The following is a 25,030-nucleotide window of genomic DNA, read 5'->3' as shown; positions in this document are numbered from 1 at the left end:
TCGTAGGGAGTGGCCCGGCCGGCGCCGTTCAGCGGCCGAGCAGGTCGTGCGCTGCCCGGATCTTCGCCCACGAGGCGGGCTGCGCCGGTGCGGCGGTCGTCCGCGCGGCGGTGGCCACGTCGGGCCGGCCGGGCGTGAACAGCCAGGTGGTGAACACCGCGTCGAGATCCCGCCCGGAGATCCGCTCGGCGAGCGCCTGGAACTGCCCGACGGTGCCGGTGCCGTACTGCCGCTTGGCCGTCCAGGTGCGCAGGATGCGGAAGAACGCCGCGTCGCCGACGGCGAGCCGGATCTGGTGCAGCGCCATCGCGCCCCGGTCGTAGACGGCGTCGTCGAAGATCCCGCTCGGGCCCGGATCGCCGGGGCGCACCTGCCAGAACTCGGAGTCGGCCGGATAGCTGTCGTAGGTGAAGTCGAACAGCTCCTGCGCGGTGCCCTCGCCCTGCTCCTCCGACCAGAGCCACTCGGCGTACGAGGCGAAGCCCTCGTTGAGCCAGATGTGCCGCCAGTCGGCCACCGACACCGAGTCGCCGAACCACTGGTGGGCGTTCTCGTGCACCACCACGTACGTGTTGGCGCCGCGCCGCCAGAAGCCGGGGCCGTACACCGGGCGGGTCTGCGTCTCCAGTGCGAAGCCGATGCCGTCGACCGGCCCGGCCACGCCGCCCTGCGCCTCGAACGGGTACGGGCCGAACAGCCCGCTCTCCCAGTCGACGATCTCGGCGGTGCGTTCGATGCTGGCCCGCGCGGCCGGCAGGCGCTCGCCCAGCGTGGTGCTGTACGCGTTCACCACCGGCTGCCCGTTCGGCGCGGTGTCGGTGACGATGTCGTACTGACCGATGGCCAGGAACGCCTGGTAGGTGGCGCCGGGCTTGACGCTGCGCCAGCTCCATCGGGTGCGGTTGCCGGCCTCGGGCAGCGGGTCGCGCGGCTGCACGCCGTTGCTGATCACCTCGACACCGGTGGGCACGGACACCGAGACGTCCCAGGTGGCCTTGTCCTTCGGGTGGTCGTTGCTCGGGTACCACCACCAGGCCGACTCGGGCTCGTTGACGGCGAGCGCCCCGTCTGCGGTACGCGTCCACGCGGTGTAGCCGTAGACGGTGGTCTGGGACGGCACGCCGGCGTACTTCACCACGACGGTGAGCTGCTGCCCCGTGGTCGGCGGCCGGGCCGGGGTGATCACCAGCTCGTGGTCGCCGGCCCGGGTGAAGCCGGCGACCCACCCGTTGACCCGCACCGACTCGACGTCGAGTGCAAAGTCCAGGTTGAACCGGGACAGGTCCTTGGTGGCGGTGGCGAGGATCGTGGTGGTGCCGCTGAGCCGGTCCGTGGCCGGCTCGTAGCGCAGCCGGATGTCGTAGTGGCCGACGTCGTAGCCGCCGTTGCCGTAGTCGGGGAAGTAGCTGTCGCCCAGCCCTGGGCTGCCCGGCGTCGGGGTGGCCGCGGCGGGTTGCGGCCGGCCCCATCCGCCGGGGACGGCCTGGGCGGGCGCGCCGGTCACTGTGGTGCCGGCCGCGGTGAGGGTCAGGGCGGCGATGGCCGCCGTGAGTGCGCGTCGCACGGTGGGACTCCCTCCGTCGGGTGTCGTCACCGTCAAGCTAATCGACACATGTGAACATATCTGTCCCCGGCCGATCTCGGCTATTCAATTCTTGCGAATGTTTCGATAGCATTACCGACCAGTAACAGCACCGATCCCTCGGCCACGCGCGCGGTCAACGGGCTCCACCACCCCTGCCCCGTGGAGGCTCTGTCATGTCCCGTCGCGTCCGTACCGCGTTCGCCGCCGTCCTGGCGGCCGTCCTCGGCGCCGTGCTCCTGCCCGGCGCCGCCCGGGCCGCCACAGTCAACTACGTCGCCCTCGGCGACTCCTACTCCTCCGGGGTCGGCGCCGCGCCGTACGACCTGTCCACCTGCCTGCGCAGCCAGAAGTCGTACGCCCCGCTCTGGGCCGCGGCCCATTCGGTCACCAGCTTCAAGTTCCCGGCCTGCGGCGGCGCGGTCACCGCCGACGTGCTGAACAACCAGGTCGGCCAGCTCAGCAGCAGCACCACGCTGGTCACCATCACCATCGGCGGCAACGACGCCGGTTTCGCCGACGTGATGACCAGTTGCCGCTTTGGCAGCACGTCGAGCTGCGAGAGCGCGGTCAACGAGTCCAAGGCGTTCGCCACCGCGACGCTGCCGGGCCGGCTCGACGCCACGTACACCGCGATCCGCAACCGGGCCCCGAACGCCCGGCTGGTGGTGCTCGGCTACCCGCGGCTGTTCGAGACAGGCTCCTGCGGACTGCTCGCCATGAGCAGCTACAAGCGCACCATCCTCAACCAGGCCGCCGACACGCTCAACGGCGTCATCGCCGGCCGGGCCACCGCCGCCGGGGGCACCTTCGTCGACGCGCGGCCGTTCTTCGCCGGGCACGGCGTGTGCGCCGCCGACCCGTGGATCCGCGACGTCAGCGGCGTCATCGAGGCGTACCACCCGAACGCCAGCGGCTACCGCTACGGCTACCTGGCCGCGCTGACCGCCGCGATCGGCTGATCCGTACGCGAGGAGGGGCCCCGCTCGACACCCGTCCGTCGAGCGGGGCCCCGCCGCGCCGGGTTGCATCGAACGTCGACAATGGTGCGACACCGCATGTGGCCCGGAGGTGACCATGCGTGAACCGGCGACCCGGCCGCGGCCGGTCCGCGAGCAACTCCCGGCGGGTGGCCCGGAACTGCTCACCCTGCTGGCCCGGCTGCTGCGGCGTCCACGCCGCGGTGACCGCCGGCTCCCGCTGCTCTGGCTGGTCCGGCCCACCGGGGACGGCGCGATCGCGGCCCTGCTACGGCGTTTCGCGGCGCGCCGGGCCGGGCGGCGGGTACCGCACGTCGTGCTGGACCTGACCGGCCGGCCGACCGGCGACGACGTCGCGGCCGTGCTGCGCGAACTGCACCGGCAACTCTCCGTGGAGGCGTTCGGCGCGCCCCGGCTGCGGTTCCGGCACTACCCGCTGGCCGACTGGCTGATGCACCAGACGCTCGCCGTGGACCTGGACGCCGCCGACGGCGGCCGGGCCGCGCTGGTCCGCCGGCTGCGGGACTGGCGGGGACGGCGGACCGGTGACGATCCTCAGGTCGGCGGCGACTCCGGCCTCGGCGCCGCGCTGCACCTGCTGCTCTGGCTGCTGTGGCGGGCCGTGCCCGGCGTCGTGTTCCGGATCGCCGTCTCCGGCCGGGTGCCGCTCGTCGGACGGCAGTACCGCTGGTTCATGCGCCAGCAGTACCTGGCGCCCCGGCAGTCGGTGACGTTCCTCGGCTTCGCCGAGCGGCTCACCGCCGGCTGGCGCGACGGCGAACACCCGGCCCAGGTGGAGAAGCTGCTGCTGCACGCGTTCCTGGAGGACCTGCGCCTGGCGTACCGGCGGCGGTTCTGGCGGCCCGGGGACTGGCGCCGCACCGCCTATCCGGTGCTGGTGCTCGACGGCGCGCGGCCGGACAACGTCGGGCACACGCTGGTCCGGCTCGTCGACGAGGTGCGCAACGAGACCGGCCGCAACGACCCGCTGCTCGTCGTCGCGGTCGCCGCCGACCCGCCGCCGGAACCGGCCGCGGCCCGGCCGCTGGACCAGGCCGAGGAGGCGTACGAGGAGTGGGCCGAGGCGCTGCCGGAGAACCGCCGGCTGCGCCGCCCCGGCGCCTGGCTGATGCTGCTGGAGGCGGACGATCGGGACGCCGACGCCCCGGTGGGAGGCGTCCCGCCCGCCCTGGTCGCGCCCGACCCGCCCTGGTGGGCACGGCGGTTCCTGCCCGCAGCGGTGGCCCTGGCGCTCGTCGCCGGGCTGGGTGTGTGGGCGCACGGGCGGTGGGCGCCGGACTGCCGCCCCTGGCCCACCGACCGGGTCACTGTCCGGCTCGTCGGCGGGGAGTGCGTCGGCTACAGCGACACCGCCGGGCAGGTCTTCAACAGCGAACCCGGGCAGGACCGGCTGCGCGCCGTGCAGCGGCGCATCTTCGCCCAGAACCGGGCCGCCGAGGAGGTGTGGCGGCGCAGCGAGCACCGCCGTCCCTACCTGACGCTGGTCTACCTGGGCAGCCTCACCGGCAACCGGACCCGCGCGGACGAGGAGTCCTACGTTTCCGAGCGGGAGGAGTTGGAGGGCATGGCCACCGCCCAGTACGCCCTGCTCCAGGAGTCGGCGGCGGCGGACGACGCGGCGCTGCTGCACATCGTGGTGGCGAACGCCGGGCGGCAGATGCGGCACGCCGACGACGCGGTACGGATGCTGGAGGGGCTGGCCCGCGACGACCCCACAGTGCTCGGCGTGGTCGGGCTGGTGGACAGCCGCACCAGCACAGCGGCGGCGCTGCGCGAACTCAACCGGGTCGGCCTGCCGGTGCTCGCCCCGACGCTGTCGGCCGACCGGATGGACGCCAACTCCAGCCTCTACCTGGCCATGTCCGCGCCGAACCGGGACCAGGCCCGGATGGTCGAGGCGTACGCCCGGCAGGTGCTGCGGGTGGGGGAGGCGCACGTCTACTGGACCACCGGCGAGGGCAGCTCGCTCGCCGACGACCTGTACGTCGCCACCCTCGTCGACGGCCTGCGGGAACGCTTCGGCGACCGGCTCACCCGGCTCGACGAGTGGCGCAGCGGGCGGCGGCTCACCCAGGAGTGCGGCTACCCGGGGATGCTCTTCTTCGCCGGCCGCTGGTCGGAGTTCGACGGGTTCATGCGCGCGCTCAAGGAGTGCGGCGCGAACCCGCCCCGGCACCTGGTCGCCGACGACTCGGTGAACCGCTACATGGCCAACCCGGGGCTGCGCGCCAGCGCGCCGGGCAACCTGCCGGTCACGTACGTGTCCAAGGCCGCCCTGGCCACCTGTGCGTCGCTGCGGGCCGCGCAGGCCGGGCGCGACGACGCCCGGGGCAGCTTCCTCACCTGGATCGGCGCGGACGGCCTGCTCGACCCGCCCCGATGCCGCGCCGGGACCGGCCCACCGGTCGGCGAGCGGGTCAGCCTGGCATACGACGCCACCATGATGACGGTACGCGCGCTGGAGAGCCTCGCCGCCCGGCTGCGCCACGCCGAGACCGGCCGTCGCTGGGAGCCCCGCTCGGTCAATCCGGTCGGGGTGCACGCCGAGGTGCTGCGGCAGAACGCCGCCGGCGGCTACCCGGGGGTCAGCGGCCTCATCCGGTACGCCCCGGACTCCGGCGAGCCGGTGGCGAAGCGGTTGGCGCTGCTCACCGTGGCGAAGGTGCCCGACGTGGACGCCGCCCCGGTCGAGGTGTTCCACTGCGGCGTGGCCGACACCGGCCCCGACCCCGGCTGCCGCGTCGCCCCACGCTAGTGCGCAGCCGCCATTCGTGATCATGGTTGGAGTTCGAGGTCGCCGTGCCAGGCAGCCTGGCAGGCAAGGATCATTTCTCGCGCCGCTCGGACCGTAGCCGCGAAGGCGGCCGGCACCGTGGAGCCCCGCCCGGCACGCGCCGGGCGGGGCTCTCGTCTACTCGTACCCCCGGGGTCAGCGGGCCGGGGCCAGCTCCGCGGCCGGCGCCGGCGTCAGGTCCGGCACCGCCGGGCCGATGCGCCGCCGGGGCCACCGGCGGCGGCCGGAGGGTACGGCGAGCGCGGCCAGCGCCGCGGCCACCGAGATGCCGGTGAGCAGCAGGAATCCCGCCGTGAAGCCGGCCTCCCGGGGCAGCCCGCTCGGCTGCGGGTTCGCGGTGATCACGGCACTGGCGAGCGCCGCGCCGATCGCGCCGCCGATGGTACGGATGTTGGCGTTCATGCCGGTCGCCGCGCCGGTCTGCCCGGCCGGCACGTTCGCCACGATCAGGTTGGCCATCGAGGCGAACGCCAGCCCGATGCCGAGGCCCACCAGGCCGCCGGCGACTCCGACCTGCCAGCGGGTGTCGTGCGCGACGGTCAGCATGGCGGCGGCCGCCACGTTGAACACCGCGCCGGTGCTCAGCTGCGCCTTGGCGCTGAACCGGGACTCCAGCCGCCCGGCCAGCAGACCGGCCACGAACATGCCGACGAGCATCGGCAGCATCAGCAGTCCGGCCTGGGTGACGCTGGCGCCGAAGCCGTAGCCGGCGCTGGTCGGGATCTGCGCGAACTGCGGCAGGAACGCGTAGACGGCGAACATCGAGGCGCCGTAGAGCAACCCGACGAGGTTCGTGGTCCAGACCGCCGGCAGGCGCATCATCCGCAGGTCGATCAGCGGGTTGGCGGCGCGGGCCTCGGTCGCCAGCCAGGCGACCGCGAGCACCGCTGCCAGCGCCAGCAGCCCGACCACGCGGCCGGAGCCCCAGCCCCACGCGGCGCCCTTGCTGACCGGCAGCAGCAGCGCCACCAGCCAGCCGGACAGGAGTACGGCGCTGAGCCAGTTGATCCGGCCCGGGGTGCGTACCGGTGAGCGCGGCACGAACCGGTGTGCGGCGAGCGCGGTCAGCCCGACCACCACCAGCGGGATCCAGAACAGCCACCGGTAGCCCAGGGTGGCCACGATCGGCCCGGCCAGCACCACACCCAGCCCGCCGCCGACGGCCACGACCGCGGAGATCGAGGCCACCGCCGAGCTGACCCGGGCGGCCGGGAACTCGTCGCGGATGATGCCGAACGACAGCGGGAAGACGGCGCCGCCGATGCCCTGCACCACACGGGCGGCGATCAGCACGCCGATGCTGGGTGCCACGGCCGCCAGCAGGCAGCCCAGCGCCAGCGCGGCGAGCGAGAAGACGAGTGTCTTCTCCTTGCCGACCATGTCGCCGATGCGGCCGACGATCGGCGTGAAGACGGACGCGGAGAGCAGGTACGCGGTGAGCACCCAGGTCACCGTGTTGGGCGAGGTGTGCAGGTCGTGCTGGATGGTGGGCAGCACCGGCGTGATCAGCGACTGGAGCATCGCGAAGAATCCGGTGCCGGCGGCCAGCACGAGGAAGGTGATCCGGCGCGAGCCGCGCCGGGATGAGTGGATCATGTGGGACGACTCCCCGTTCTCGGTACGAGAGTGGTGGCCGCTCGCGCGGTCCTGCGGCGGTGGCGGCCGGACGTCCGGAGTACGCTATCCGGAGGGGTGGCTCCGGTCAGTAACCGGAGGCTTGCCTCCATTAACCTAGCGGAGGGGTGCCTCCGGTTGCAAGGCGGAAGGGGTGACCCGCGTCATGGCCGACGCCGACGTGTCCGGTGAGGTCTTCGCGCGCCGCCCGAAACGGGCCGACGCCCGCCGCAACTACGACGCGCTGATCGCCGCCGCCCGCGAGGTCTTCGGCGAGCACGGCGCGGGCGCGTCGCTGGAGGAGATCGCCCGCCGGGCGGGCGTGGGCATCGGCACGCTCTACCGCAACTTCCCCCAGCGGCGGGACCTGTTCGAGGCGGTCTACGTCGAGGAGGTGCGGGCGCTCAGCGCCTCCGCCGACGACCTGGCCGACGAGCCGCCCTGGGACGCCCTGGTCGGCTGGCTGCACCGGTTCGTCGCGTACGTGGCCACCAAACGGGCGCTGGCCGAGGAGCTGGTGCACGACTCCGAGGTGTTCCGCAGCTGCCGCACCGAGATCTACGCGACCGGCGAGCCGCTGCTGCGCCGCGCCCAGGCCGCCGGGGAAGCCCGGCCGGACGCCGGCTTCGACGACGTGATCCGGCTGATCAGCGGCCTCGCCGCGTACCAGTTCCCGGACCCGGCCCAGCGCGACCGTGTCCTGGCCATCGCGCTGGACGGCCTGCGTGCGAGTGCCGGAGCGGAATCGACGCGGGCCTAGCCGAGGCGGAGGATACCGGCTTCCGTCGAGACGATCCCGCGTGGCGCAGCCCTCGGCCGGTGCGATCCGATAGCATCCTGAGTGTGACCGGACCGGTGAGCAAGAAGTCGTTCTCGCTGCCTGCGGATGTCGCGGAGCGTTTGGAGCGCGAGCCGAACGCCAGCGCCTACGTCGTCGACGCCGTGCGGGCACGGATGCGCGCCGAGGACCTCGATGCCGAGTTCGCCCGACGCGGGATGACCGTTTCCGCCCAGGGTCGTGCACGAGCCCGGGTGCAGCGCGCGCAGGTGGAGCAGGAGTGGTCGCCCGGTCGCCGCCAGGCTCTGCGAGAGCGTTCGCGCCGGGCGGCACGGGAGATGGCCGGCGAGACCGACCCCCAGGCGCCGGCGGCATGACCACTGAGGAGCCGCCGGTTCGCCTGGTGCTGGACCGGTCGGCGTTGGTCGGCTACGTGGCCGGTTCGATGCACGTGGCCGAGCCGCTGCACGAGGTCGCGCACGACGGGGTGCGCTTCGGCGTGCCGGCGGTCGTCGTGGCCGAGGCCTTGGCAGTGATCGACGAACCGGGTGACCGCGCGGTGCTGCACCGGCTGTTGGAGCGTCCCGCCTGCGCGGTCCTGCCGACCTGGGGCGAGGACTGGCAGGAATTGGCCTACTGGCGCAGGATCACCGGCCGGGTCGACCTCGCGGCAGCGGTGATGGCCGTTCTCGACCACGACGCAAGTGTGCTGACCAGCGAGGGCAAGGCCTACGGCGACGGGGGAGACCTTCCCGTCATCGCCTTTCCCGGCTGACCGGATGTGCCGGCCGGCGGCTCCCACGCGAGAACCGCCGGCCGCTCGCTGTCCCGTCAGCGATGCGCGTTACTCGGCCGCCCCCACGGACCGGTGATCGCGAACACGTACCCCGGCGACTGGATGTTGGCGAACAGCGTCCTCCCGTCCGCGCTGAACGTCGGCCCGGTGAACTCGCTGTCGTTGAGTTCGTTGCGGGCCAGCGGGTACGCCTTGCCCTGCTCGGTGACGCCGACCAGGTGCGACACGCCCTCGCCGTCCTCGGCCAGGATCACCCCGCCGTACGGCGAGACGGTGATGTTGTCCGGCCCGTCGTAGTTGCCGTGGTCGGCGTCCGGGTCGGTGTTCACCCCGAAGATGGTCTTCAGCGTGACGGTCTGCCGGCGCGGGTCGTAGAACCACACCTGGCCGTCGTGCTCGTTGGCGCTGCCGTCGTCGTGGCGGGCGTAGCTGGCCACGAAGTACGCGCCCCCGTCACCCCACCAGGCGCCCTCCAGCTTGCGGCTGCGGGTCACCTCGGCGTCGGTGAACTGCTTGCGTACCGACACGGTGCGGGCGTCGCGGTCGGGTACCTCGACCCACTGGACCCGGTAGCGGGTGCCCGGGGTGGTGGCCTCGGACAGGTCGGCCACGTGGCCGTCACCGTGCAGGCAGCGCATCGCGGCGAGGCTGCCGGCGGTCCCGCCGTCGGGGCGCTGGGCGAGCGCCCGCAGCGCGCCCTTGCCGCCCCGGAAGCCGGGCGGCGGCGTCCACCGGAAGTACAGGCCGTTGGGCCCGCTCGCGTCCTCGGTCAGGTAGATCGAGTGGGTGTACGGGTCGACCGCCACCGCCTCGTGGGAGTACCTCCCGAGGAACGCCAGCGGCACCGGGTCGGTGTTGGCGGACCGGTCGTGCGGGTCGACCTCGAAGACGTACCCGTGGTCCTTCAGATACCGCCCACCGGCCCGCTGCTCGGTCTCCTCGCAGGTCAGCCACGTGCCCCACGGGGTGATGCCGCCGGCGCAGTTGTTGTGCGTGCCGGCCACGCTGACGTACTCGCGCAGCCGCCGCCCGTGCCGGTCCACCTCGATGGTGGTGGTGCCGCCGCGGGCGCCCGGGTCGTAGGTCAGGCCGGGCAGCGCCGGCACCGGGTACGGCTCGTCGCCGCCGATCTCGTGGTTGTTCACCAGCACGGAGCCGTGCGGGCCGCGGAAGCAGCCGGTGCCGTCCGCGTCGCTCGGGGTGGGCTGCCCGGACTCCAGCAGCGTCGCACCGGCCTGCGCGACGACTGTGTACGAGAAGCCGGGCGGCAGCGCCAGCAGGCCCGCCGGGTCCGGCACCAGGTCGCCGTAGCCGGCTGCCGGGCGGCACGCGGGCCGGGCCGTGGCCGGTCCGGCGATGGCCTCCAGGCTGCCGGCCACCACGATGCCGAGTCCGCCGGCCGCGCCGCCGCGCAGCAGGGACCGCCGGGAAAGAGGTGAGGTCACATCGTCGCCTTCCTGTGCGCACGATTTGCTGACCGAAGGCAAGCCGGGCCGGGGGAACGGCGGGCGGCGCGCCCGTCCGACGCCGGGTGAACAGTGGACGAATCCCCGGTGCGGAGCGCCCCGTGCCGGTGCGGCGCGCGTCCGTTAGGGTTCCCCTCGATCGCAAACGTCGGAGGGCGGACGGTGGGCAGACTCGCGGCGGCGTACCGGCAGGCGGTCGATCGGCATCGACGGGCGGTGCGGCACTGGGAGACGGCCCGGCGGCTGCTGGGCGCCGCCGGCCCGGCGCCGGTGGGCAGCCCCGAGCTGGTCGCGCGGCTGGCCCGCCTCGGCGGTGAGCTGGCCGCCGCGGTGCCCGGCACGGCCCGCGTCGCGACCCACCCCGTTCCGGTACGCCTCGGCGCCGCGACCACAGTCGACGGCGCGTTCCCGGTGCTCGTGCCGGTGGGCGCGGGCGCGCACCTGGCGGTCGACGCGGACGCCCGCGACCCGCGCGTCGGCGAGCTGCTGCGGGCGGTGGTGGTGCGGCTGCTGACCGCCGCACCGGCCGGCGCGATCCGGGTGGCGGGCATCGACCAGGCCGCCTTCGGCGCGGCGTTCCTGCCGCTGCGTCCGCTGCACGACGCCGGGGTGCTCGCCGCGACGGCGACCACCGAGGCGGAGACGACGGCCCTGCTCGACCTGGCCGAGCGGCACGCCCGTACCGCCCAGCGGTCCGCGCCGGAGGACCGCGAGCTGCTGGTGGTGGTCGCCGCGTCCGCGCCGCCGCCCCGGGAGCTGGCCCGCCTGGCCGCGCTCACCCACGCCGGCCCGGCCGCTGCGGTCTGCGTGCTGCTGGCCGGCCACCCACCGGCCGGGCCGACCGCCGCGCCGCCGCTGGGCGCCACCACCCAGCTGCGCGTCACCGAGCGGTACACGCTCGTCGGCGACCCGCCCGGGCGCCCGTTCAGCACCGACGGCAGCGGGCTGGCCGCGCCCGTGGTGCTCGACGGCGACCCGTCGCACGCCACTGTGACCGCGCTGGCCCGCCGGTACGCCGAGGCCGCCGGCCAGGACGGCGTCACGTTCGCCGACCTGCTGCCCGCGCAGCGCTGGGCCGGGTCCGCCGCCTCCGGGCTGCGTACCGTGCTCGGCCGGGCCGGCCGCCGGCCGCTGAGCGTCGCGTTCGACGACGCCACCCCGCACTGGCTGGTCGGCGGGCGGACCGGCGCCGGCAAGACCGTCCTGCTGCTCGACGTGCTCTACGGGCTGGCCGCCCGCTACTCCCCGGCCGAGCTGCGGCTGATGCTGCTCGACTTCAAGGAGGGCGTCAGCTTCACCGAGTTCGTGCCCACCGACCGTGACCCGTCCTGGCTGCCGCACGCCGACGCGGTGGGCATCGAGTCCGACCGCGAGTACGGCGTGGCGGTGCTGCGCGAGCTGCGCGCCGAACTGGGCCGCCGCGCCGACCTGCTCAAGCGGCACGGGGTCAGCCGCCTCGCGGATCTGCCGCCGAACGCCCGGCCACCCCGGATCGTCACGGTCGTCGACGAGTTCCACGTGCTGTTCGCCGGCAACGACGCGCTGGCCCGGCAGGCCGTCGACCTGATCGAGGAACTGGCCCGCAAGGGCCGCTCGTACGGCCTGCACCTGGTGCTGGCGAGTCAGAGCACCACCGGGATCGAGGCGCTCTACGGCCGGGCCGAGGCCATTTTCGGGCAGTTCCCGCTGCGGATCGCGCTACCCGGCGGCGACGCCGTGCTGGACCCGCGCAACGACGCCGCGCGCGGGCTTACAGTCGGCACGGCAGTGGTGAACACCGGCGCGGGCGCGCCCGGCGCGGACGCGGAGGTGCGGTTCCCCGACGCGCACGCCGCCTCGGCCGACCTCGCCGCGCTGCGCCACGAGCTGCACGCGGCCCGCCCGGCCGGCGCGCGCCCGCCGGCCGTCTTCCGGGGACACGAGACGCCCCGGCTCACCGACGACCCCGCCTGGACGGCGCTGACGCCGGGCGCCGGCCCGCCGTACGCGCTCGTCGGCCGCGTGGTCGACGTCCCCGGCAGCCCGGCCGGCTTCGCGCTCGACGCCAGCCCCGGCCGGCACCTGGCAGTGGTCGGCACCTCGGCGGCCGGCGCGGACGTGCTCCGGTCGGCCACCCTGTCCCTCGCCCGCCAGCACGCACCCGGCGCCGCCCGGTTCCTGTTCGCGCCGCTGGCGCCCGGCACCACCGACGCCGCCGACGACCTGGCCATGACGCTCGCCGCCGCCGGGCACCAGGTCCGGCGCCTGGACGCCGCCGCGCTGCGCGCCCAGCTCGCCGAGGCCGCGACCGGCGACGCCCCGGAATCCGGGCGCACCTACCTGGTGGTGTTCGGGATGGACGCCGCCGCCACGACGCTGGCCGCCTCCGACCCGGCGACGTTCCGCTCCGGGTACGACGACCTGCGCGCCGTGCTGCGCCAGGGCCCCGCGCGCGGGGTGCACGTGCTCGGCTGGTGGCGCGGGCTGCGCCGGCTCGCCGACGACCTCGGCGGCAGCGGGCACCGCGACGACGTGACGGGCCTGGTCGCGCTCAACGTGCCCGCCGCCGACCTGGGCCTGCACCTCGGCGTGCACGACCTCGCGTACGTCCCGCGTGAGGGCCGTGCCCTGCTCGTCGACCGGCACGAGCACCGCACCGCGCTGATCGTGCCGTTCGCGGCCGGGGGGGACAGCACATGAGTGGGTTCGACGAGTACGCGGCGCTGCTGCGGGAGCTGTCCACCCGGCAGCGGGGTGGGGAGCGGGAGATCGCCGCCGAGGCGGAGCGCCGCCGCGGCCTCCAGTCCGCCGTCGACACGCTCGGGCAGCGGCTCACCGCCCAGGGCCAGCACCTCGACCGGCTCGGGCAGGCGATCGGCGTGCCGATGACGTCGGTCCCGGCGGAGGCGCCGGCACCGGCGATGGTGGCCGGTGGGGGAGCGCCCGGTTCCGCGCCCGGACCGGGGGACGGGGTGCCCGGCGGCGCAGCCGACGCGCCGGGGCGGCCGGACGTCGGGGCGTACCCCTCGGGGGGTGTTCCGGCGCCGCGGGCCGGCGACCCGGCGGCGGAGCTGGCGGCGGCGGGCCGGCTGGCCGAGGAGGCCGACGGGTACGGGCAGCAGGCCGACGCGCTGGCCCGCACGCCGGTGTTGCTGCCCACCTGGTCCGCGCCGGCGCGGGCGGTGGCGGTGTACGCGGGCTGCGCGCTGGCCGGTTCGCTGCTGATGCTGATCGCGATAGTGGGTTCGTCGCTGCCGGTGACCGGGCTGGACCTGGTGGCGGCGCTGTCCTGCGCGGGCGTGCCGTTGATGTCCTTCGTGGCCGGTCAGGTCGTGCTCGCCCGCTGGGGCCGCCCGGTGGTGGAGGGCGAGGCGCCGCCGGCCGGGCGGTACGTGCCGCTCGGCTTCGTGATCTGCGCGCTGCTCTCCCCGTCCTTCTTCTGCCTATACCTCCTCCTGTTCCGCCTCCTCCGCTGACCCGCGCCCTCACCCCCACCCCGCTCCGTCGATCATGGAGTCACGGCCCCGAGGGTGCGGCATATGTGGCTTGTGGGCGGGCGGAAAGTGCAAGATCGCGAAGGCGGTGGGGCGGGACGGGGCGGTAGGCTCGCGGGGTCGGTGAGCTGGGGGAGGGCGTGTGAGCGCGGCGGAGATCATCGCCAGGCTGGCGGCGGCGGCACAGAAGCTGGACGAGGCCAAGGCGCGCACCGCCGCTGCGGCGCAGGACGCGGCCGAGGCGCGGGCGCTGGTGGCGGGCGCGCTGGAGGGGGCCACGGCGGGCCCGCTGATCGGGGTCATCGACTCCTACCGGCAGGCGCTGGCGCAGGCCGCGCAGGGCGGGGAACCGGCCCGGCAGCACGTGCAGGAGACCATCGCGAAGGTGCAGGCGCTGGGCAACTGAGCCCGGTCCGGCATGCCGGTTTGCGCTGAGGGCGCGACAAGGGTTACCGGGGCGTAACTTTTCATTGACGTGTGTGAAATCGGACACGCATCATCGTGTCCACGATCGATCGGATCCCACCCGTCCCCCCGGCTCCGCCCGGGTACCTCCCCCCGGAGGTGCAGCCCATGCTGCTCCGAACGATCCTGGCCGCCACCACCGCCGCCACCGTCCTGCTCGTCCCGGCCGCCGCCCAGGCCGCCGCCGCGGAACCCGCGGCCCCGCCGACCACGGCCACCGTCGCCACCGCCGCGGAACGGGCCGCCGCCGCGGCCGCCGACCCGGTGATCGTGGTCGGCGGCCTGAGTGGAATCTCCATCGCGTACGAGCCGATCGCCGCCCGGCTGCGCGCCGACGGCTACCGGGTCTCGATCTTCCAGTTGCCGAACCTCGGCCTCGGCGACATCCGCGAGTCCGCCCGGGCGTTGTCGTCCTACGTGGACCGGGTGCGCGCCACCACCGGCGCGGCCCGCGTCGACCTGGTCGGCCACTCCGAGGGCGGCCTGGTCAGCCGCTGGTACGTCAAGTACCTCGGCGGCGCGGCCACCGTCGACCAGTACGTTAGCCTGGGCAGCCCGCAGTACGGCACCTACGTCGCGAATCTGGTCGCCGTCCTCGGGCTGGGCAGCTGCGCCGGTGTGATCGCCTGCCAGCAGATGACCATCGGGTCGAGCTTCCTGGCCGACCTCAACGCCGGGGACGACACGCCCGGCCCGGTGCGCTGGGCCACCGTGCGCACCTGGCAGGACGAGCTGGTCCGGCCGGTCGACAACGCCGTGCTCGCCGACGGCGCGACCAACATCCTGGTGCAGGCGTGGTGCCCGTTGCGGGTCGTCGGCCACCTGGGGCTGGTGCTGGACGGCACCACGTACACGGCGGTGCGCCAGGTGCTCGCCGGTGCCCCGGTCCAGCCGAACTGCTTCGCGGTCTGACACACGTGCCCGGGCCCGCCGTCGCGCAGGCCCGGGCACGTCCGGCCGCGCCGTCGCTCAGCCCGCGTCCCGTCCCGTGATCACGTCGGCGGCCCGCCAGGCCAGCGCGGTCACCGGGGCGCTGGTCCAGCCCGCCACCATCACCGGCAGCACCGACGCGTCGACCACCCGCAGGCCGTCCACGCCGCGTACCCGCAGTTCGGGGTCGACCACGTGCTCGTCGCCGGCGCCCATCGCGCAGGTGCCGATCGCGTGGTAGCCGCAGTAGCCGCGCGCCACGGCCGCCTCGACGATCTCCGCGTCGGTAGTGGTCGCCGTCCCGGGCACCGTCTCGGAGCGGATGCGCTTCGCGATCGGGCCGGTGCCGAAGAACTCCCGCATCTGGCGGAACAGGTCCACCGCCACCCGCCGGTCGTGCCCGGTGGTGAGGTAGTTCGCCACGATGGCCGGCGGCGTACGCGGGTCCGCGTCGGTGATCGTCAGGCTGCCCTCGCTGTCCGGCCGCGTGACGGTGCCCAGGCACATCACGCCCGGCTCCCGTTCCAGTTCCAGCGCCTTGCCGGGCCGGGGCGGGGCGGCCGAGAACGGCGCCATCAGCAGGTGCGCGTCCGGACGTTCCAGCTCCGGGCGGGACTTGACGTGCGCGGCCACGTCCAGCACCGGCAGGGCGAGCGGGCCGCCCCGGGTGAGCAGCCAGCGCAGCGTCGCCCGGGCCTGCCCGAGCGGGCTGCCGATGGTCATGTTGTGGCCGCCGGGTTCGGCGAGGCGGTACTGGAGCACGATCGAGCGGTGCTCGCGCAGCCCGGCGCCGACCCGGGGCCGGTCCAGCAGCACCGGCACCCCGGCGGCGCGCAGCGTGTCCGCCGGCCCGATGCCGGAGACCTGCAACAGATGCGGTGTGGCGAGCGCGCCCGCGGCGAGGATCACCTCGCCCGCCGCCCGGTACTCGATGTCCCGGCCGTCGTGCGCCGCCCGTACGCCGACGGCGCGGCCGCCCTCGACGAGCACCCGCAGGACGACGGCGCCGACCTCGACTGTCAGGTTGGGCCGGCGCCGCACCGGGTGCAGGAACGCGTCGGCGGCGCTGACCCGGCGTCCGGCGTGGATGGTGGCGGTGGGGTAGCCGATCCGCTCGTCGTCGTGGGCGTCCAGGTCGTCGGCGCGGCGCCAGCCCAGCTCGGCGCCGGTGGCCACCATCTCCTCGGCGAGCGGGTCGGTGCCGGTGGCGATGGACAGCCGCACCGGACCGCCCGTGCCCCGGTGCGGCGCGGGCCCGAGCGGGTGGTCCTCCAGCCGCGGGAACACCTGCGACATGGCGGACCAGCCCCAGCCCAGCGGTGCGAGGGCGTCCCAGTCCCGGGCCGCGCCGCGGCTCCAGATCATGCCGTTGACCGACGTCGAGCCGCCGATCATCCGCCCGCGCTGCCAGATCTCCTGGCGGCCCGGCCCGGTGGTGGCCGGGTAGTGCCAGGCGGTGCGCCGGTCGTCCATCAGCCGGGAGAACGCCTTCGGCACCCGCACGTACGGGCTGCGGTCCCAGCCGCCCGCCTCCAGCAGCAGCACCCGTGTCCCCGGATCCTCGGTGAGGCGGTTCGCCAGCACGCACCCCGCCGCGCCGGCCCCCACGATGACGTAGTCGAACTCCTCCACAGCGGACCCCCACTCGCGAGAATCCCTCTGACAGTAGTTGCTCGATCACATTCCGCGAAAGGGCCGGGCGGCGTCCGGGTCAGGCGGCCTTGGCCAGCGCCTCGAACTCGTCGTCGGTCAGCTCCACCTCGGCCGCCGCCACGTTCTCCTCCAGGTGCGCCACCGACGACGTACCCGGGATCGGCAGCATCACCGGCGACCGGCGCAGCAGCCAGGCCAGCGCGAGCTGCGCGGGGCTGGCGCCGTGCGCGGTCGAGATCGCGTCGAGCGGGCCGCCGGCCCGGGCCAGGTTGCCGGTGGCGATCGGGAACCACGGGATGAACGCCAGGTCGTGGCGCTCGCAGTGCGCCAGCACGTCCTCCGCGCTGCGGTCGGCCAGGTTGTAGAGGTTCTGCACGGACACGATCGGCGTGATCGCCCGGGCCGCCTCGATCTGCTCGACGCTGACCTGGGACAGCCCGATGTGCCGGATCTTTCCCTCCTGCCGCAGCAGCGCCAGCTCGCCGAGCTGGTCGGCCAGCGGCACCTTCGCGTCGATCCGGTGCAGCTGGTAGAGCGGGATGCAGTCCAGGCCCAGGTGGCGCAGGCTCAGCTCGCACTGCTGGCGCAGGTACTCCGGGCGGCCCACCGGCCGCCAGTCGTCCGGACCGGAGCGGGTCAGCCCGGCCTTCGTCGCGATGACCAGGTCGTCGGCGTACGGGTGCAGCGCCTCACGGATCAGCAGCTCACTGACGAACGGCCCGTACGAGTCGGCGGTGTCGATGAACGTGACGCCCAGCTCGTACGCGCGGCGCAGCACCCGCACCGCCTCGGCCGGATCCTTCGGGTCACCCCACACGCCGGGGCCGGTGAGCTGCATCGCCCCGTAGCCGAGGCGGTCGACCGGCAGGTCGCCACCGATCCGGTAGCTGCCCGACGCCTTGGCGGGCTGGGTGCTGGTGGCCATTCGCGGTCCTCCTGTGCTCGTTCGTGCCTCGCGGGGCGGTACTGCGCCCCGGCCCTGGACATTCCCCGGATCGCGGCGGCGAAGCACTGGCAGTTGCGGCGAGCGGCCCCGGCGCACCGGGCCGCCGTGGCAGGCTGGGCGGGACGGTGGTCAGGAGGTGCGCATGGCCGCGACGCCACGGCTCGACTTCGCGCTGGACACGTACGAGTGCATCGTGCTCTACCCGGGGCCCTCCGGGCGGGCCCTGCCGGACGAGACCGTGCAGCGGCTGCAGGCCGAGCACCTCCAGCACATGCGGGCGCTGCAACGGCGCGGCATCGTGCTCGTGGACGGGTCCGTGGACGGCCCGGCCCGGGAACCCGACCCGCCGATCGGTTTCGGCCTGGCCCGCACCGGCTCGGTGGACGACGTCCGCAGCGTCATGGAGGCCGACCCGGCGGTGCAGGCCGGGCTCTACCGGGTCGAGGTGCTCACCTTCCTCTGCCCGGCCGGCTCGCTGGAGTTCCCGCTGGTCAAGACGGAGAGCTGAGGCTCCTCGCGCGCCCCTGCGACGACACCTCTCGCTGCCGCGTACCCAGTGCTCGCCGACGGCCGGACGGCCGGGCGCGACGGTCCCACAGTGCCCCGGGCCGACCCGTGACGGGGAGCGGTACGATTTCTCACCGCGCGGTCGCCGATGCCCGCCACACGACGTCCCGGTGCGGTACGCCTACCGCCCGCCCACGCGGTTGACGCGCGTCGTTGGACAAATGTTCCGCAGTCCGCAAGGGGTCGGCCGGGAGGCCGATCCGGAGGAGAGACTAGCCTGATGGGCGTGACACGCCGCGCGAAGATCGTCTGCACTCTCGGCCCCGCCACCTCGTCCCCGGAGCGTATCCGGGGACTCGTCGAGGCAGGCATGAACGTGGCGAGGCTCAACTTCAGCCACGGCAGTCACGAGGATCACGAGTCGGTCTACCGGCTGGTCCGCGAGGCGGCCGAGGCGTCCGGCAAGCCGGTCGCGGTGCTGGCCGACCTCCAGGGCCCCAAGATCCGACTGGGCAGGTTCGCCGACGGCCCGCACGAGTGGCGCACCGGCGACTCCGTCGTGATCACCGGCGACGAGGTGGTGGGCACCAAGGAGCGGGTCTCCTGCACCTACCGCAAGCTGCCGCAGGAGGTGAAGCCGGGCGACCGGCTGCTGATCGACGACGGCCGGGTCGCCGTCGAGGTCAGCGACGTCACCGGCAACGACATCCGGTGCCTGGTCACCGAGGGCGGCCCGGTCTCCAACAACAAGGGCGTCTCGCTGCCGAACGTCGCGGTGAGCGTCCCGGCCCTGTCCGACAAGGACGCCGAGGACCTGCGCTTCGCCCTCGGCCTCGGCGTCGACCTGGTCGCGCTCTCCTTCGTCCGCTCGCCGGAGGACATCAAGCTCGTCCACTCGATCATGGACGAGGAGGGTGTGCGCCGCCCCGTCCTGGCCAAGGTCGAGAAGCCGGAGGCGGTCGACCACCTGGAGGCGATCGTGCTCTCCTTCGACGGCGTCATGGTCGCCCGCGGCGACCTCGGCGTCGAGCTGCCGCTGGACCAGGTGCCGCTGGTGCAGAAGCGTGCCGTGCAGCTGTGCCGGGAGAACGCCAAGCCGGTCATCGTGGCCACCCAGATGCTCGACTCGATGATCGAGAACTCGCGCCCGACCCGTGCCGAGGCCTCCGACGTGGCGAACGCGGTGCTCGACGGCGCGGACGCGGTGATGCTCTCCGGCGAGACCAGCGTCGGCAAGTACCCGGTGCTCACCGTCAGCACCATGGCGAAGATCGTCACCACCACCGAGGCCGGCTCGATCGCCGTCCCCCGGCTGCAGCACGACCCGCGTACGCACGGCGGCGCGCTCACCGTCGCCGCCTCGTCGATCGCCCGCGCCATCGGCGCCAAGGCCATGGTCGCGTTCTCGCAGACCGGTGACACCGTCAAGCGGCTGGCCCGGCTGCACTGCGACCTGCCGCTGCTGGCGTTCACGCCGGTGCCGGAGGTGCGCAACCAGCTCGCGCTCTCCTGGGGCGTGGAGACGTTCCTGATGCCGTTCGTCCAGCACACCGACGACATGTTCCGCCAGGTCGACCAGGCGCTGCTCGGCCTCAACCGGGCCAACCCGGGCGACTACGTGGTGATCGTGGCGGGCAGCCCGCCCGGCACCCCGGGCTCCACGAACACGCTGCGCGTGCACCAGCTCGGTTCGCTGGTTGACGCCGCCTCGGCGCGAGCCCTCCAGTGAGTGGTGTGGCCACCGGGCAGGCGGCGGTCGACCAGCTGCTGGAGGTGCTCGACCTCGCCCGTACCGGGGAGATGACCTTCCGGGGGATGAGCCCGCAGGTGGGCCCGCAGCGGGTCTACGGCGGGCAGGTCGCCGGCCAGGCCCTGGTCGCGGCCGGCCGCACCGTCGACGCGGAGCGGGCCGTGCACTCCCTGCACGGCTACTTCGTGCGCCCCGGAGATCCGGCCGAGCCGATCGAGTACCAGGTGGAGAACGTCCGCGACGGCCGGTCCTTCTCGGTGCGCCGCTCGGTCGCGTTGCAGCACGACAAGCCGATCTTCTTCATGTCGGCGTCGTTCCAGCGCCAGGAGGAGGGGCTGGACCACCACGCCCCGCTCCCGCCGGACGTACCCGGCCCGGACGACGTGCCGACCATGACCGACCGGCTCTCCCGCTACCCGGAGCGGCTCGGCATCTGGGGGATGATCCCGCGCCCCATCGACGTGCGCTACGTCGGCGAGCCGGGCTGGGTCCGACCCGGTGACCGCCCGGCCGAACCGCACCAGCGGGTGTGGATGCGCCTGGACGGCAAGCTGCCGGACGATCCGCTGCTGCACGCGTGCGCCCTCACGTACGCCTCCGACCTGACGCTGCTGGACTCGGTGCTGTCGGTGCACGGCGAGGTGTGGGGGCCGGGCGGTGTGGTCGGCGCGAGCCTCGACCACGCGCTGTGGTTCCACAGGTCGTTCCGCGCCGACGAGTGGTTCCTGTACGACTGCTGGAGCCCGTCCGCGTCCGGTGCCCGCGGCCTGGCCACGGGCCGGATGTTCACCACCGACGGCCGGCACATCGCCAGCGCCGTGCAGGAGGGGCTGCTGCGGCGCGTCGGCGGCTGAACGCCCGGCCGGTGATCGTCCGGGCGCGGGTCGGAGGGCCGGTCCGCACGGCAGCGGACTAACCTGGCCGTATGCGTCTCTCCGCCCGGGTCGACTATGCCCTCCGCGCGGCCGCCGAGCTGGCCTCTGTCGCGGACGGGGGGACCACCGGGCGGAGCCGGCCGGTGACCGCCGAGCAGATCGCCCGCGCACAGGACATCCCGCCGAAGTTCCTGGAGAGCATCCTGCTGCAACTGCGCCGGGGCGGCATCGTGCACGCCCAGCGTGGCCCCGAGGGCGGCTACTGGCTGGCCCGGCCCGCCGGGGAGATCTCCCTGGCCGAGGTGATCCGCGTCATCGACGGTCCGCTCGCGCACGTACGCGGGCAGCGGCCGGAACAGCTCGGCTACCAGGGTGCGGCCCGCGCGTTGCAGGACGTCTGGATCGCGCTGCGGGCCAGCGAGCGGGAGATCCTCGAGCTGGTCACCATCGCCGACGTGGCCGCCGGCGCGCTGCCCGGCCGGGTCAACGAGCTGGCCGCCGACCCGCGCGCCTGGAGCTGACGCCAGCTTCCGCACACCCCGGCACACCGTCCGGCGTCTCCTACCAACCGGATGGGGGACTTGACCCGGGGCGCCTCCGTGCCGCATTGTCGACCAAGTTGATAGGAGATACCGAAAAGTCAGGGGGCGCTCGTGCGCAAGCTGCTGGTCCTCGCCCTCGTCGGGCTCGCCGCGCAACTCGTCGACGGCGCGCTCGGCATGGCGTACGGACTGACCTCCTCGACGCTTCTCCTGTTCGCCGGCGTGGCGCCGGCCGCCGCGTCCGCCTCGGTGCACCTGGCCGAGATCGGCACCACGCTCGCCGCGGGCGTCTCGCACTGGCGTTTCGGCAACGTCGACTGGAAGGTGGTCGGCCGGATCGCGCTGCCCGGCGCGATCGGCGCGTTCGCCGGGGCGACGTTCCTCAGCTCCATCTCCACCGAGGCGGCGGCGCCGTGGATGGCCGCCATCCTGTTCACGCTCGGCGCGTACCTGCTGGTGCGGTTCTCCCGGCCGCTGCGCGCCAACCGCGCCGCCGGCCGGCTGCGCAGCCGCTTCCTCGCCCCGCTCGGCCTGGTCGCCGGCTTCGTCGACGCCACCGGCGGCGGTGGCTGGGGACCGGTCGCCACCCCGGCGCTGCTGGTCTCCGGCCGGATGGAACCCCGCAAGGTCATCGGCTCGGTGGACACCTCCGAGTTCGTGGTGGCCGGCGCGGCCAGCATCGGCTTCCTGATCGGCCTCGGCTCCGAGGGCTTCCTGCTGCCCACTGTGGCCGCGCTCCTGGTCGGCGGCCTGATCGCCGCGCCCATCGCGGCCTGGCTGGTCCGCATCGTCCCCGCCCAGCTGCTCGGTGCCGTGATCGGCGGCGTGATCGTGCTGACCAACGCCCGCACGCTGCTGAGCGCCGGCGGCGTGGGCGGCTCGGTGCCGGTGGTGGTGTACGCGCTGCTCGGCGCCGCCTGGCTGGTCGCCGTCGGGCTGGCGGTGCGGGCGCTGCGCCGGGCCCGCCGGGCCCGCGCCACCGTCGACGCGGCGCTGACCTCCGCGGCGCCGGCCGAGGCCGCGATCGCCTCCGCGGCGGCGACGGGGGCCGCGATCGCCTCCGCGTCGCCCGCCGAAGCGGTGGAGCCCGCCGCGGCGGGGGAGTCCGTCGAGCCGGCGAAGGCCGCGAAGTCGGGGCAGGTCCGGGAGCCGGTGGCTACCGCCGAGACCACCGAGACCACCGAGAACGCGGAGTCGCGGAAGCTCGCCGCCGCCGTCGAGGGCTGAGCCGCTCGCGGCCCTGGACCGCGCCGTCGCCCGGCCGCGCCGTCGCCCGGGAGGGCTCTGTCTCGGCGTTTCGGCCATTCCTTCTCGCCGGCCGCCGCTCCACCGTTGTGCCGCGCTTGTGGGGGTGTCCGGCGGTGACCTAGGCTGACGGAGCGCGGAGCCGAATCACCGACGTCGATGTGTTGACGTCGCCCGTCGCGTCAGGGCACGTAATCGCCGGTCCGGGCAGACCGGCCCCGTCGCGTGCCTGACCTCCGCGAAAGGCATTCCCCGTGCACCCCACCACCCCACGCCGCCGGATCGCGCTGCTCGCCGCGGCCTCGGCGGTCACGCTGTCGGCCGGCGCGCTCACCACGATGACGGCCGCCGCGGCGGCCGTCGCCTGCCGGGTCGACTACCGGATCACCAACCAGTGGAGCGGCGGCTTCGGCGCCGACGTGACAGTGACCAACCTCGGCGACCCGGTCAACGGCTGGACCCTCGGCTGGAGCTTCGCCGCCGGCCAGCAGGTCGTCCAGGCGTGGAACGCGACGGTCAGCCAGTCCGGCGCGCAGGTCAGCGCCCGCGACGCCGGCTACAACGCGGCCATCGGCACCGGCGGCACCGCGAACTTCGGCTTCAACGGCTCGTGGAACAACGCGTCGAACCCGGTCCCGGCCGCGTTCACGCTCAACGGCACCGCCTGCACCGGCGCGCCGTCCACAAGCGCCCCACCGTCGACGCCACCACCGAGCACGCCGCCGCCCACCACGCCTCCGCCCACCACCCCGCCACCGACCACACCCCCGCCGACCACCCCACCGGCCGGCGCGAAGCAGATGGAGGACCTCGACCGGGGCCTGGTCAGCGTCCGCTCCGGCAGCGGGAACCTGGTCTCCTGGCGGCTGCTCGGCACCGAGACCACGGGGGTTTCGTTCAACCTCTACCGGGGCGGCACCAAGGTCAACGGCAGTCCCATCACCGGCGCCACCACGTACCTGGACAGCGGTGCGGCGGCCGGCTCGGCGTACACCGTGCGGGCCGTGGTGAACGGCGCCGAGCAGGCGGCGTCCGCCCCGGCGCTCCAGTTCGCCAACGGTTACCTGGACGTGCCGATCCAGCCGCCGCCCGGCGGCACCACCCCGTCTGGGGAGGGGTACAGCTACTCGGCGAGCGACGCGAGCGTCGGTGACCTGGACGGCGACGGCCGCTACGAGTTCGTGCTCAAGTGGGACCCGTCGAACGCCAAGGACAACTCGCAGTCCGGCTACACCGGCAACGTCTACGTCGACGCGTACACGCTCACCGGCACCCGGCTGTGGCGCATCGACCTCGGCCGCAACATCCGCGCCGGCGCCCACTACACCCAGTTCCAGGTGTACGACTACGACGGCGACGGGGACGCCGAGGTGGCCGTGAAGACCGCCGACGGCACCCGCTCCGGCACCGGCCAGGTGATCGGCAACGGCTCGGCCGACCACCGCAACTCCAGCGGCTACGTGCTCGCCGGCCCGGAGTACCTGACCATGTTCGACGGCCGCACCGGCGCAGCCGTGTCCACAGTCGACTACGACCCGCCGCGCGGCACCGTCTCGTCCTGGGGCGACTCGTACGGCAACCGGGTCGACCGGTTCCTCGCCGGCACCGCGTACCTGGACGGGCAGCGCCCCTCACTGATCATGGCGCGCGGCTACTACACCCGCGCCGTCGTCGCGGCCTGGGACTTCCGCGACGGCACGCTGCGCAAGCGCTGGACGTTCGACTCGAACGCCTCCGGCAACGGCGCCGCCGCCGGCCAGGGCAACCACCAGCTCTCCGTGGCGGACGTGGACAACGACGGCCGCCAGGAGATCGTGTACGGGGCCGCCACCATCGACGACAACGGCCGGCTGCTGTACTCCACCGGCAACGGCCACGGCGACGCGCTGCACGTCGGCGACCTCGACCCGTCCCGCTCCGGCCTGGAGGTGTTCAAGGTCGACGAGGACGGCAGCAAGCCCAGCTCCTGGATGGCCGACGCGCGTACCGGGCAGATCATCTGGCAGACCGCGCCCAGCGGCGACAACGGCCGTGGCGTCTCTGGCGACGTCTGGGCCGGCAGCCCGGGCGCGGAGTCCTGGTCGTCGGCTGTCGACGGGCTGCTCAACACCCGGGGGCAGAACGTCGGGCGCAAGCCGTCGTCGGCGAACTTCCTGATCTGGTGGGACGGCGACCCGGTCCGGGAACTGCTCGACGCCACGAAGATCGACAAGTACGGCACCGGCGGCGAGACCCGGCTGCTCACCGGCAGCGGCGTCGCCTCGAACAACGGCACCAAGTCCACGCCGGCGCTCTCGGCCGACCTGCTCGGCGACTGGCGCGAGGAGGTGGTCTGGCGCACCTCCGACAGCACCGCGCTCCGCATCTACAGCACGCCGGTCACCACCGGCCTGCGCCTGCCGACCCTGATGCACGACCCGCAGTACCGGGTGGCAGTGGCCTGGCAGAACACCGCCTACAACCAGCCGCCGCACCCGGGCTTCCATCTGGGCGACGGCATGAGCACGCCGCCGGCGCCGAACATCTACCTGCGCTGAAACGGCAGGCACCGGGTCGCCGGCCGCGGAATCCGCTCCGCCGGCGACCCGGTGCACCACACCGCAGCATTCCCGA

20 protein-coding genes are annotated in these 25,030 nt (G+C 74.2%); 15 read left to right on the top strand and 5 right to left on the bottom strand.

Annotation, left to right across the window (positions count from 1 at the left end; genetic code table 11):
* Positions 1–28: 28 nt before the first annotated feature.
* Positions 29–1,564: a M1 family metallopeptidase gene (locus ACN27D_RS03720; protein ID WP_421498542.1), complete on the bottom strand. Its 1,536-nt coding sequence runs from the start codon at positions 1,562–1,564 to the stop codon at positions 29–31.
* A gap of 194 nt (positions 1,565–1,758) precedes the next feature.
* Here ACN27D_RS03720 and ACN27D_RS03715 point away from each other — a divergent pair, with 194 nt between their 5' ends.
* Positions 1,759–2,544, top strand: coding sequence for an SGNH/GDSL hydrolase family protein (locus ACN27D_RS03715; protein WP_121686176.1), 786 nt, complete (start codon positions 1,759–1,761; stop codon positions 2,542–2,544).
* Positions 2,545–2,659: 115 nt separating this feature from the next.
* Positions 2,660–5,338, top strand: coding sequence for a hypothetical protein (locus ACN27D_RS03710; protein ID WP_421498541.1), 2,679 nt, complete (start codon positions 2,660–2,662; stop codon positions 5,336–5,338).
* A 174-nt stretch (positions 5,339–5,512) separates the two neighbouring features.
* Here the strand turns inward: ACN27D_RS03710 and ACN27D_RS03705 are convergent, their stop codons facing one another.
* A complete protein-coding gene (locus ACN27D_RS03705) occupies positions 5,513–6,973 on the bottom strand; it encodes an MFS transporter (protein WP_421498540.1) in 1,461 nt (486 codons plus the stop codon).
* A gap of 172 nt (positions 6,974–7,145) precedes the next feature.
* Here ACN27D_RS03705 and ACN27D_RS03700 point away from each other — a divergent pair, with 172 nt between their 5' ends.
* From ACN27D_RS03700 to ACN27D_RS03690, 3 genes are all read left to right on the top strand, one after another.
* On the top strand, positions 7,146–7,751 hold the full coding sequence (locus ACN27D_RS03700) for a TetR/AcrR family transcriptional regulator (protein ID WP_421498539.1): 606 nt from the start codon (positions 7,146–7,148) through the stop codon (positions 7,749–7,751).
* An 83-nt stretch (positions 7,752–7,834) separates the two neighbouring features.
* Positions 7,835–8,146 (top strand): hypothetical protein, encoded by a 312-nt coding sequence (locus ACN27D_RS03695; protein ID WP_121686184.1) that lies wholly within the window; start codon positions 7,835–7,837, stop codon positions 8,144–8,146.
* The gene (locus ACN27D_RS03690) at positions 8,143–8,544 is read left to right on the top strand and encodes a hypothetical protein (RefSeq protein WP_121686179.1); all 402 of its coding nucleotides are present in this window, start codon (positions 8,143–8,145) and stop codon (positions 8,542–8,544) included. Before ACN27D_RS03695 ends, ACN27D_RS03690 begins: the two co-directional genes overlap by 4 nt.
* A gap of 56 nt (positions 8,545–8,600) precedes the next feature.
* On the opposite strand, the gene ACN27D_RS03685 is transcribed toward ACN27D_RS03690, so the two are convergent.
* Positions 8,601–10,010, bottom strand: a complete 1,410-nt coding sequence (locus ACN27D_RS03685) for an alkaline phosphatase PhoX (RefSeq protein WP_421498538.1) — start codon at positions 10,008–10,010, stop codon at positions 8,601–8,603.
* Positions 10,011–10,193: 183 nt separating this feature from the next.
* Here ACN27D_RS03685 and ACN27D_RS03680 point away from each other — a divergent pair, with 183 nt between their 5' ends.
* The 4 genes from ACN27D_RS03680 (at position 10,194) to ACN27D_RS03665 (ending at position 14,881) form a co-directional block, all read left to right on the top strand.
* Positions 10,194–12,710, top strand: a complete 2,517-nt coding sequence (locus ACN27D_RS03680; RefSeq protein WP_421498537.1) for an FtsK/SpoIIIE domain-containing protein — start codon at positions 10,194–10,196, stop codon at positions 12,708–12,710.
* A complete protein-coding gene (locus ACN27D_RS03675; RefSeq protein WP_421498536.1) occupies positions 12,707–13,486 on the top strand; it encodes a hypothetical protein in 780 nt (259 codons plus the stop codon). The genes ACN27D_RS03680 and ACN27D_RS03675 overlap by 4 nt, the downstream gene beginning before the upstream one ends.
* Before the next feature lie 160 nt (positions 13,487–13,646).
* Positions 13,647–13,910 carry a DUF6244 family protein gene (locus tag ACN27D_RS03670; protein ID WP_013287536.1) on the top strand — a complete coding sequence of 88 codons (264 nt, stop codon included), beginning with the start codon at positions 13,647–13,649 and terminating at the stop codon, positions 13,908–13,910.
* 167 nt (positions 13,911–14,077) lie between these two features.
* Positions 14,078–14,881, top strand: coding sequence for a lipase family alpha/beta hydrolase (locus ACN27D_RS03665; RefSeq protein ID WP_421498535.1), 804 nt, complete (start codon positions 14,078–14,080; stop codon positions 14,879–14,881).
* Between the two features lie 57 nt (positions 14,882–14,938).
* Here ACN27D_RS03665 and ACN27D_RS03660 read toward each other — a convergent pair whose 3' ends face one another.
* Positions 14,939–16,531 (bottom strand): GMC family oxidoreductase, encoded by a 1,593-nt coding sequence (locus tag ACN27D_RS03660; protein WP_421498534.1) that lies wholly within the window; start codon positions 16,529–16,531, stop codon positions 14,939–14,941.
* A 79-nt stretch (positions 16,532–16,610) separates the two neighbouring features.
* The gene (locus ACN27D_RS03655) at positions 16,611–17,477 is read right to left on the bottom strand and encodes an aldo/keto reductase (protein WP_120568872.1); all 867 of its coding nucleotides are present in this window, start codon (positions 17,475–17,477) and stop codon (positions 16,611–16,613) included.
* 163 nt (positions 17,478–17,640) lie between these two features.
* On the opposite strand from ACN27D_RS03655, the gene ACN27D_RS03650 reads away from it, so the two are divergent.
* The 6 genes from ACN27D_RS03650 to ACN27D_RS03625 all read left to right on the top strand — a co-directional run bounded on the left by ACN27D_RS03650 (position 17,641) and on the right by ACN27D_RS03625 (position 24,954).
* Positions 17,641–18,006: a YciI family protein gene (locus tag ACN27D_RS03650; RefSeq protein ID WP_013287532.1), complete on the top strand. Its 366-nt coding sequence runs from the start codon at positions 17,641–17,643 to the stop codon at positions 18,004–18,006.
* A 279-nt stretch (positions 18,007–18,285) separates the two neighbouring features.
* On the top strand, positions 18,286–19,734 hold the full coding sequence (gene pyk / locus ACN27D_RS03645) for a pyruvate kinase (RefSeq protein WP_120568873.1): 1,449 nt from the start codon (positions 18,286–18,288) through the stop codon (positions 19,732–19,734).
* Positions 19,731–20,609, top strand: a complete 879-nt coding sequence (locus tag ACN27D_RS03640) for an acyl-CoA thioesterase (protein WP_151501499.1) — start codon at positions 19,731–19,733, stop codon at positions 20,607–20,609. Before pyk ends, ACN27D_RS03640 begins: the two co-directional genes overlap by 4 nt.
* Positions 20,610–20,680: 71 nt before the next feature.
* The gene (locus tag ACN27D_RS03635; RefSeq protein WP_128137741.1) at positions 20,681–21,151 is read left to right on the top strand and encodes an RrF2 family transcriptional regulator; all 471 of its coding nucleotides are present in this window, start codon (positions 20,681–20,683) and stop codon (positions 21,149–21,151) included.
* A gap of 132 nt (positions 21,152–21,283) precedes the next feature.
* Positions 21,284–22,399: a sulfite exporter TauE/SafE family protein gene (locus ACN27D_RS03630; RefSeq protein ID WP_421498533.1), complete on the top strand. Its 1,116-nt coding sequence runs from the start codon at positions 21,284–21,286 to the stop codon at positions 22,397–22,399.
* A gap of 272 nt (positions 22,400–22,671) precedes the next feature.
* Positions 22,672–24,954, top strand: a complete 2,283-nt coding sequence (locus ACN27D_RS03625) for a cellulose binding domain-containing protein (protein ID WP_421498532.1) — start codon at positions 22,672–22,674, stop codon at positions 24,952–24,954.
* Positions 24,955–25,030: the final 76 nt, after the last annotated feature.

This window comes from Micromonospora sp. WMMD1274, from assembly GCF_049179035.1.
GTDB lineage: Bacteria > Actinomycetota > Actinomycetes > Mycobacteriales > Micromonosporaceae > Micromonospora > Micromonospora tulbaghiae.
The sequence above is the reverse complement of the archived record's forward strand: the minus strand, read 5'-3'. Positions and strand labels throughout refer to the sequence as shown.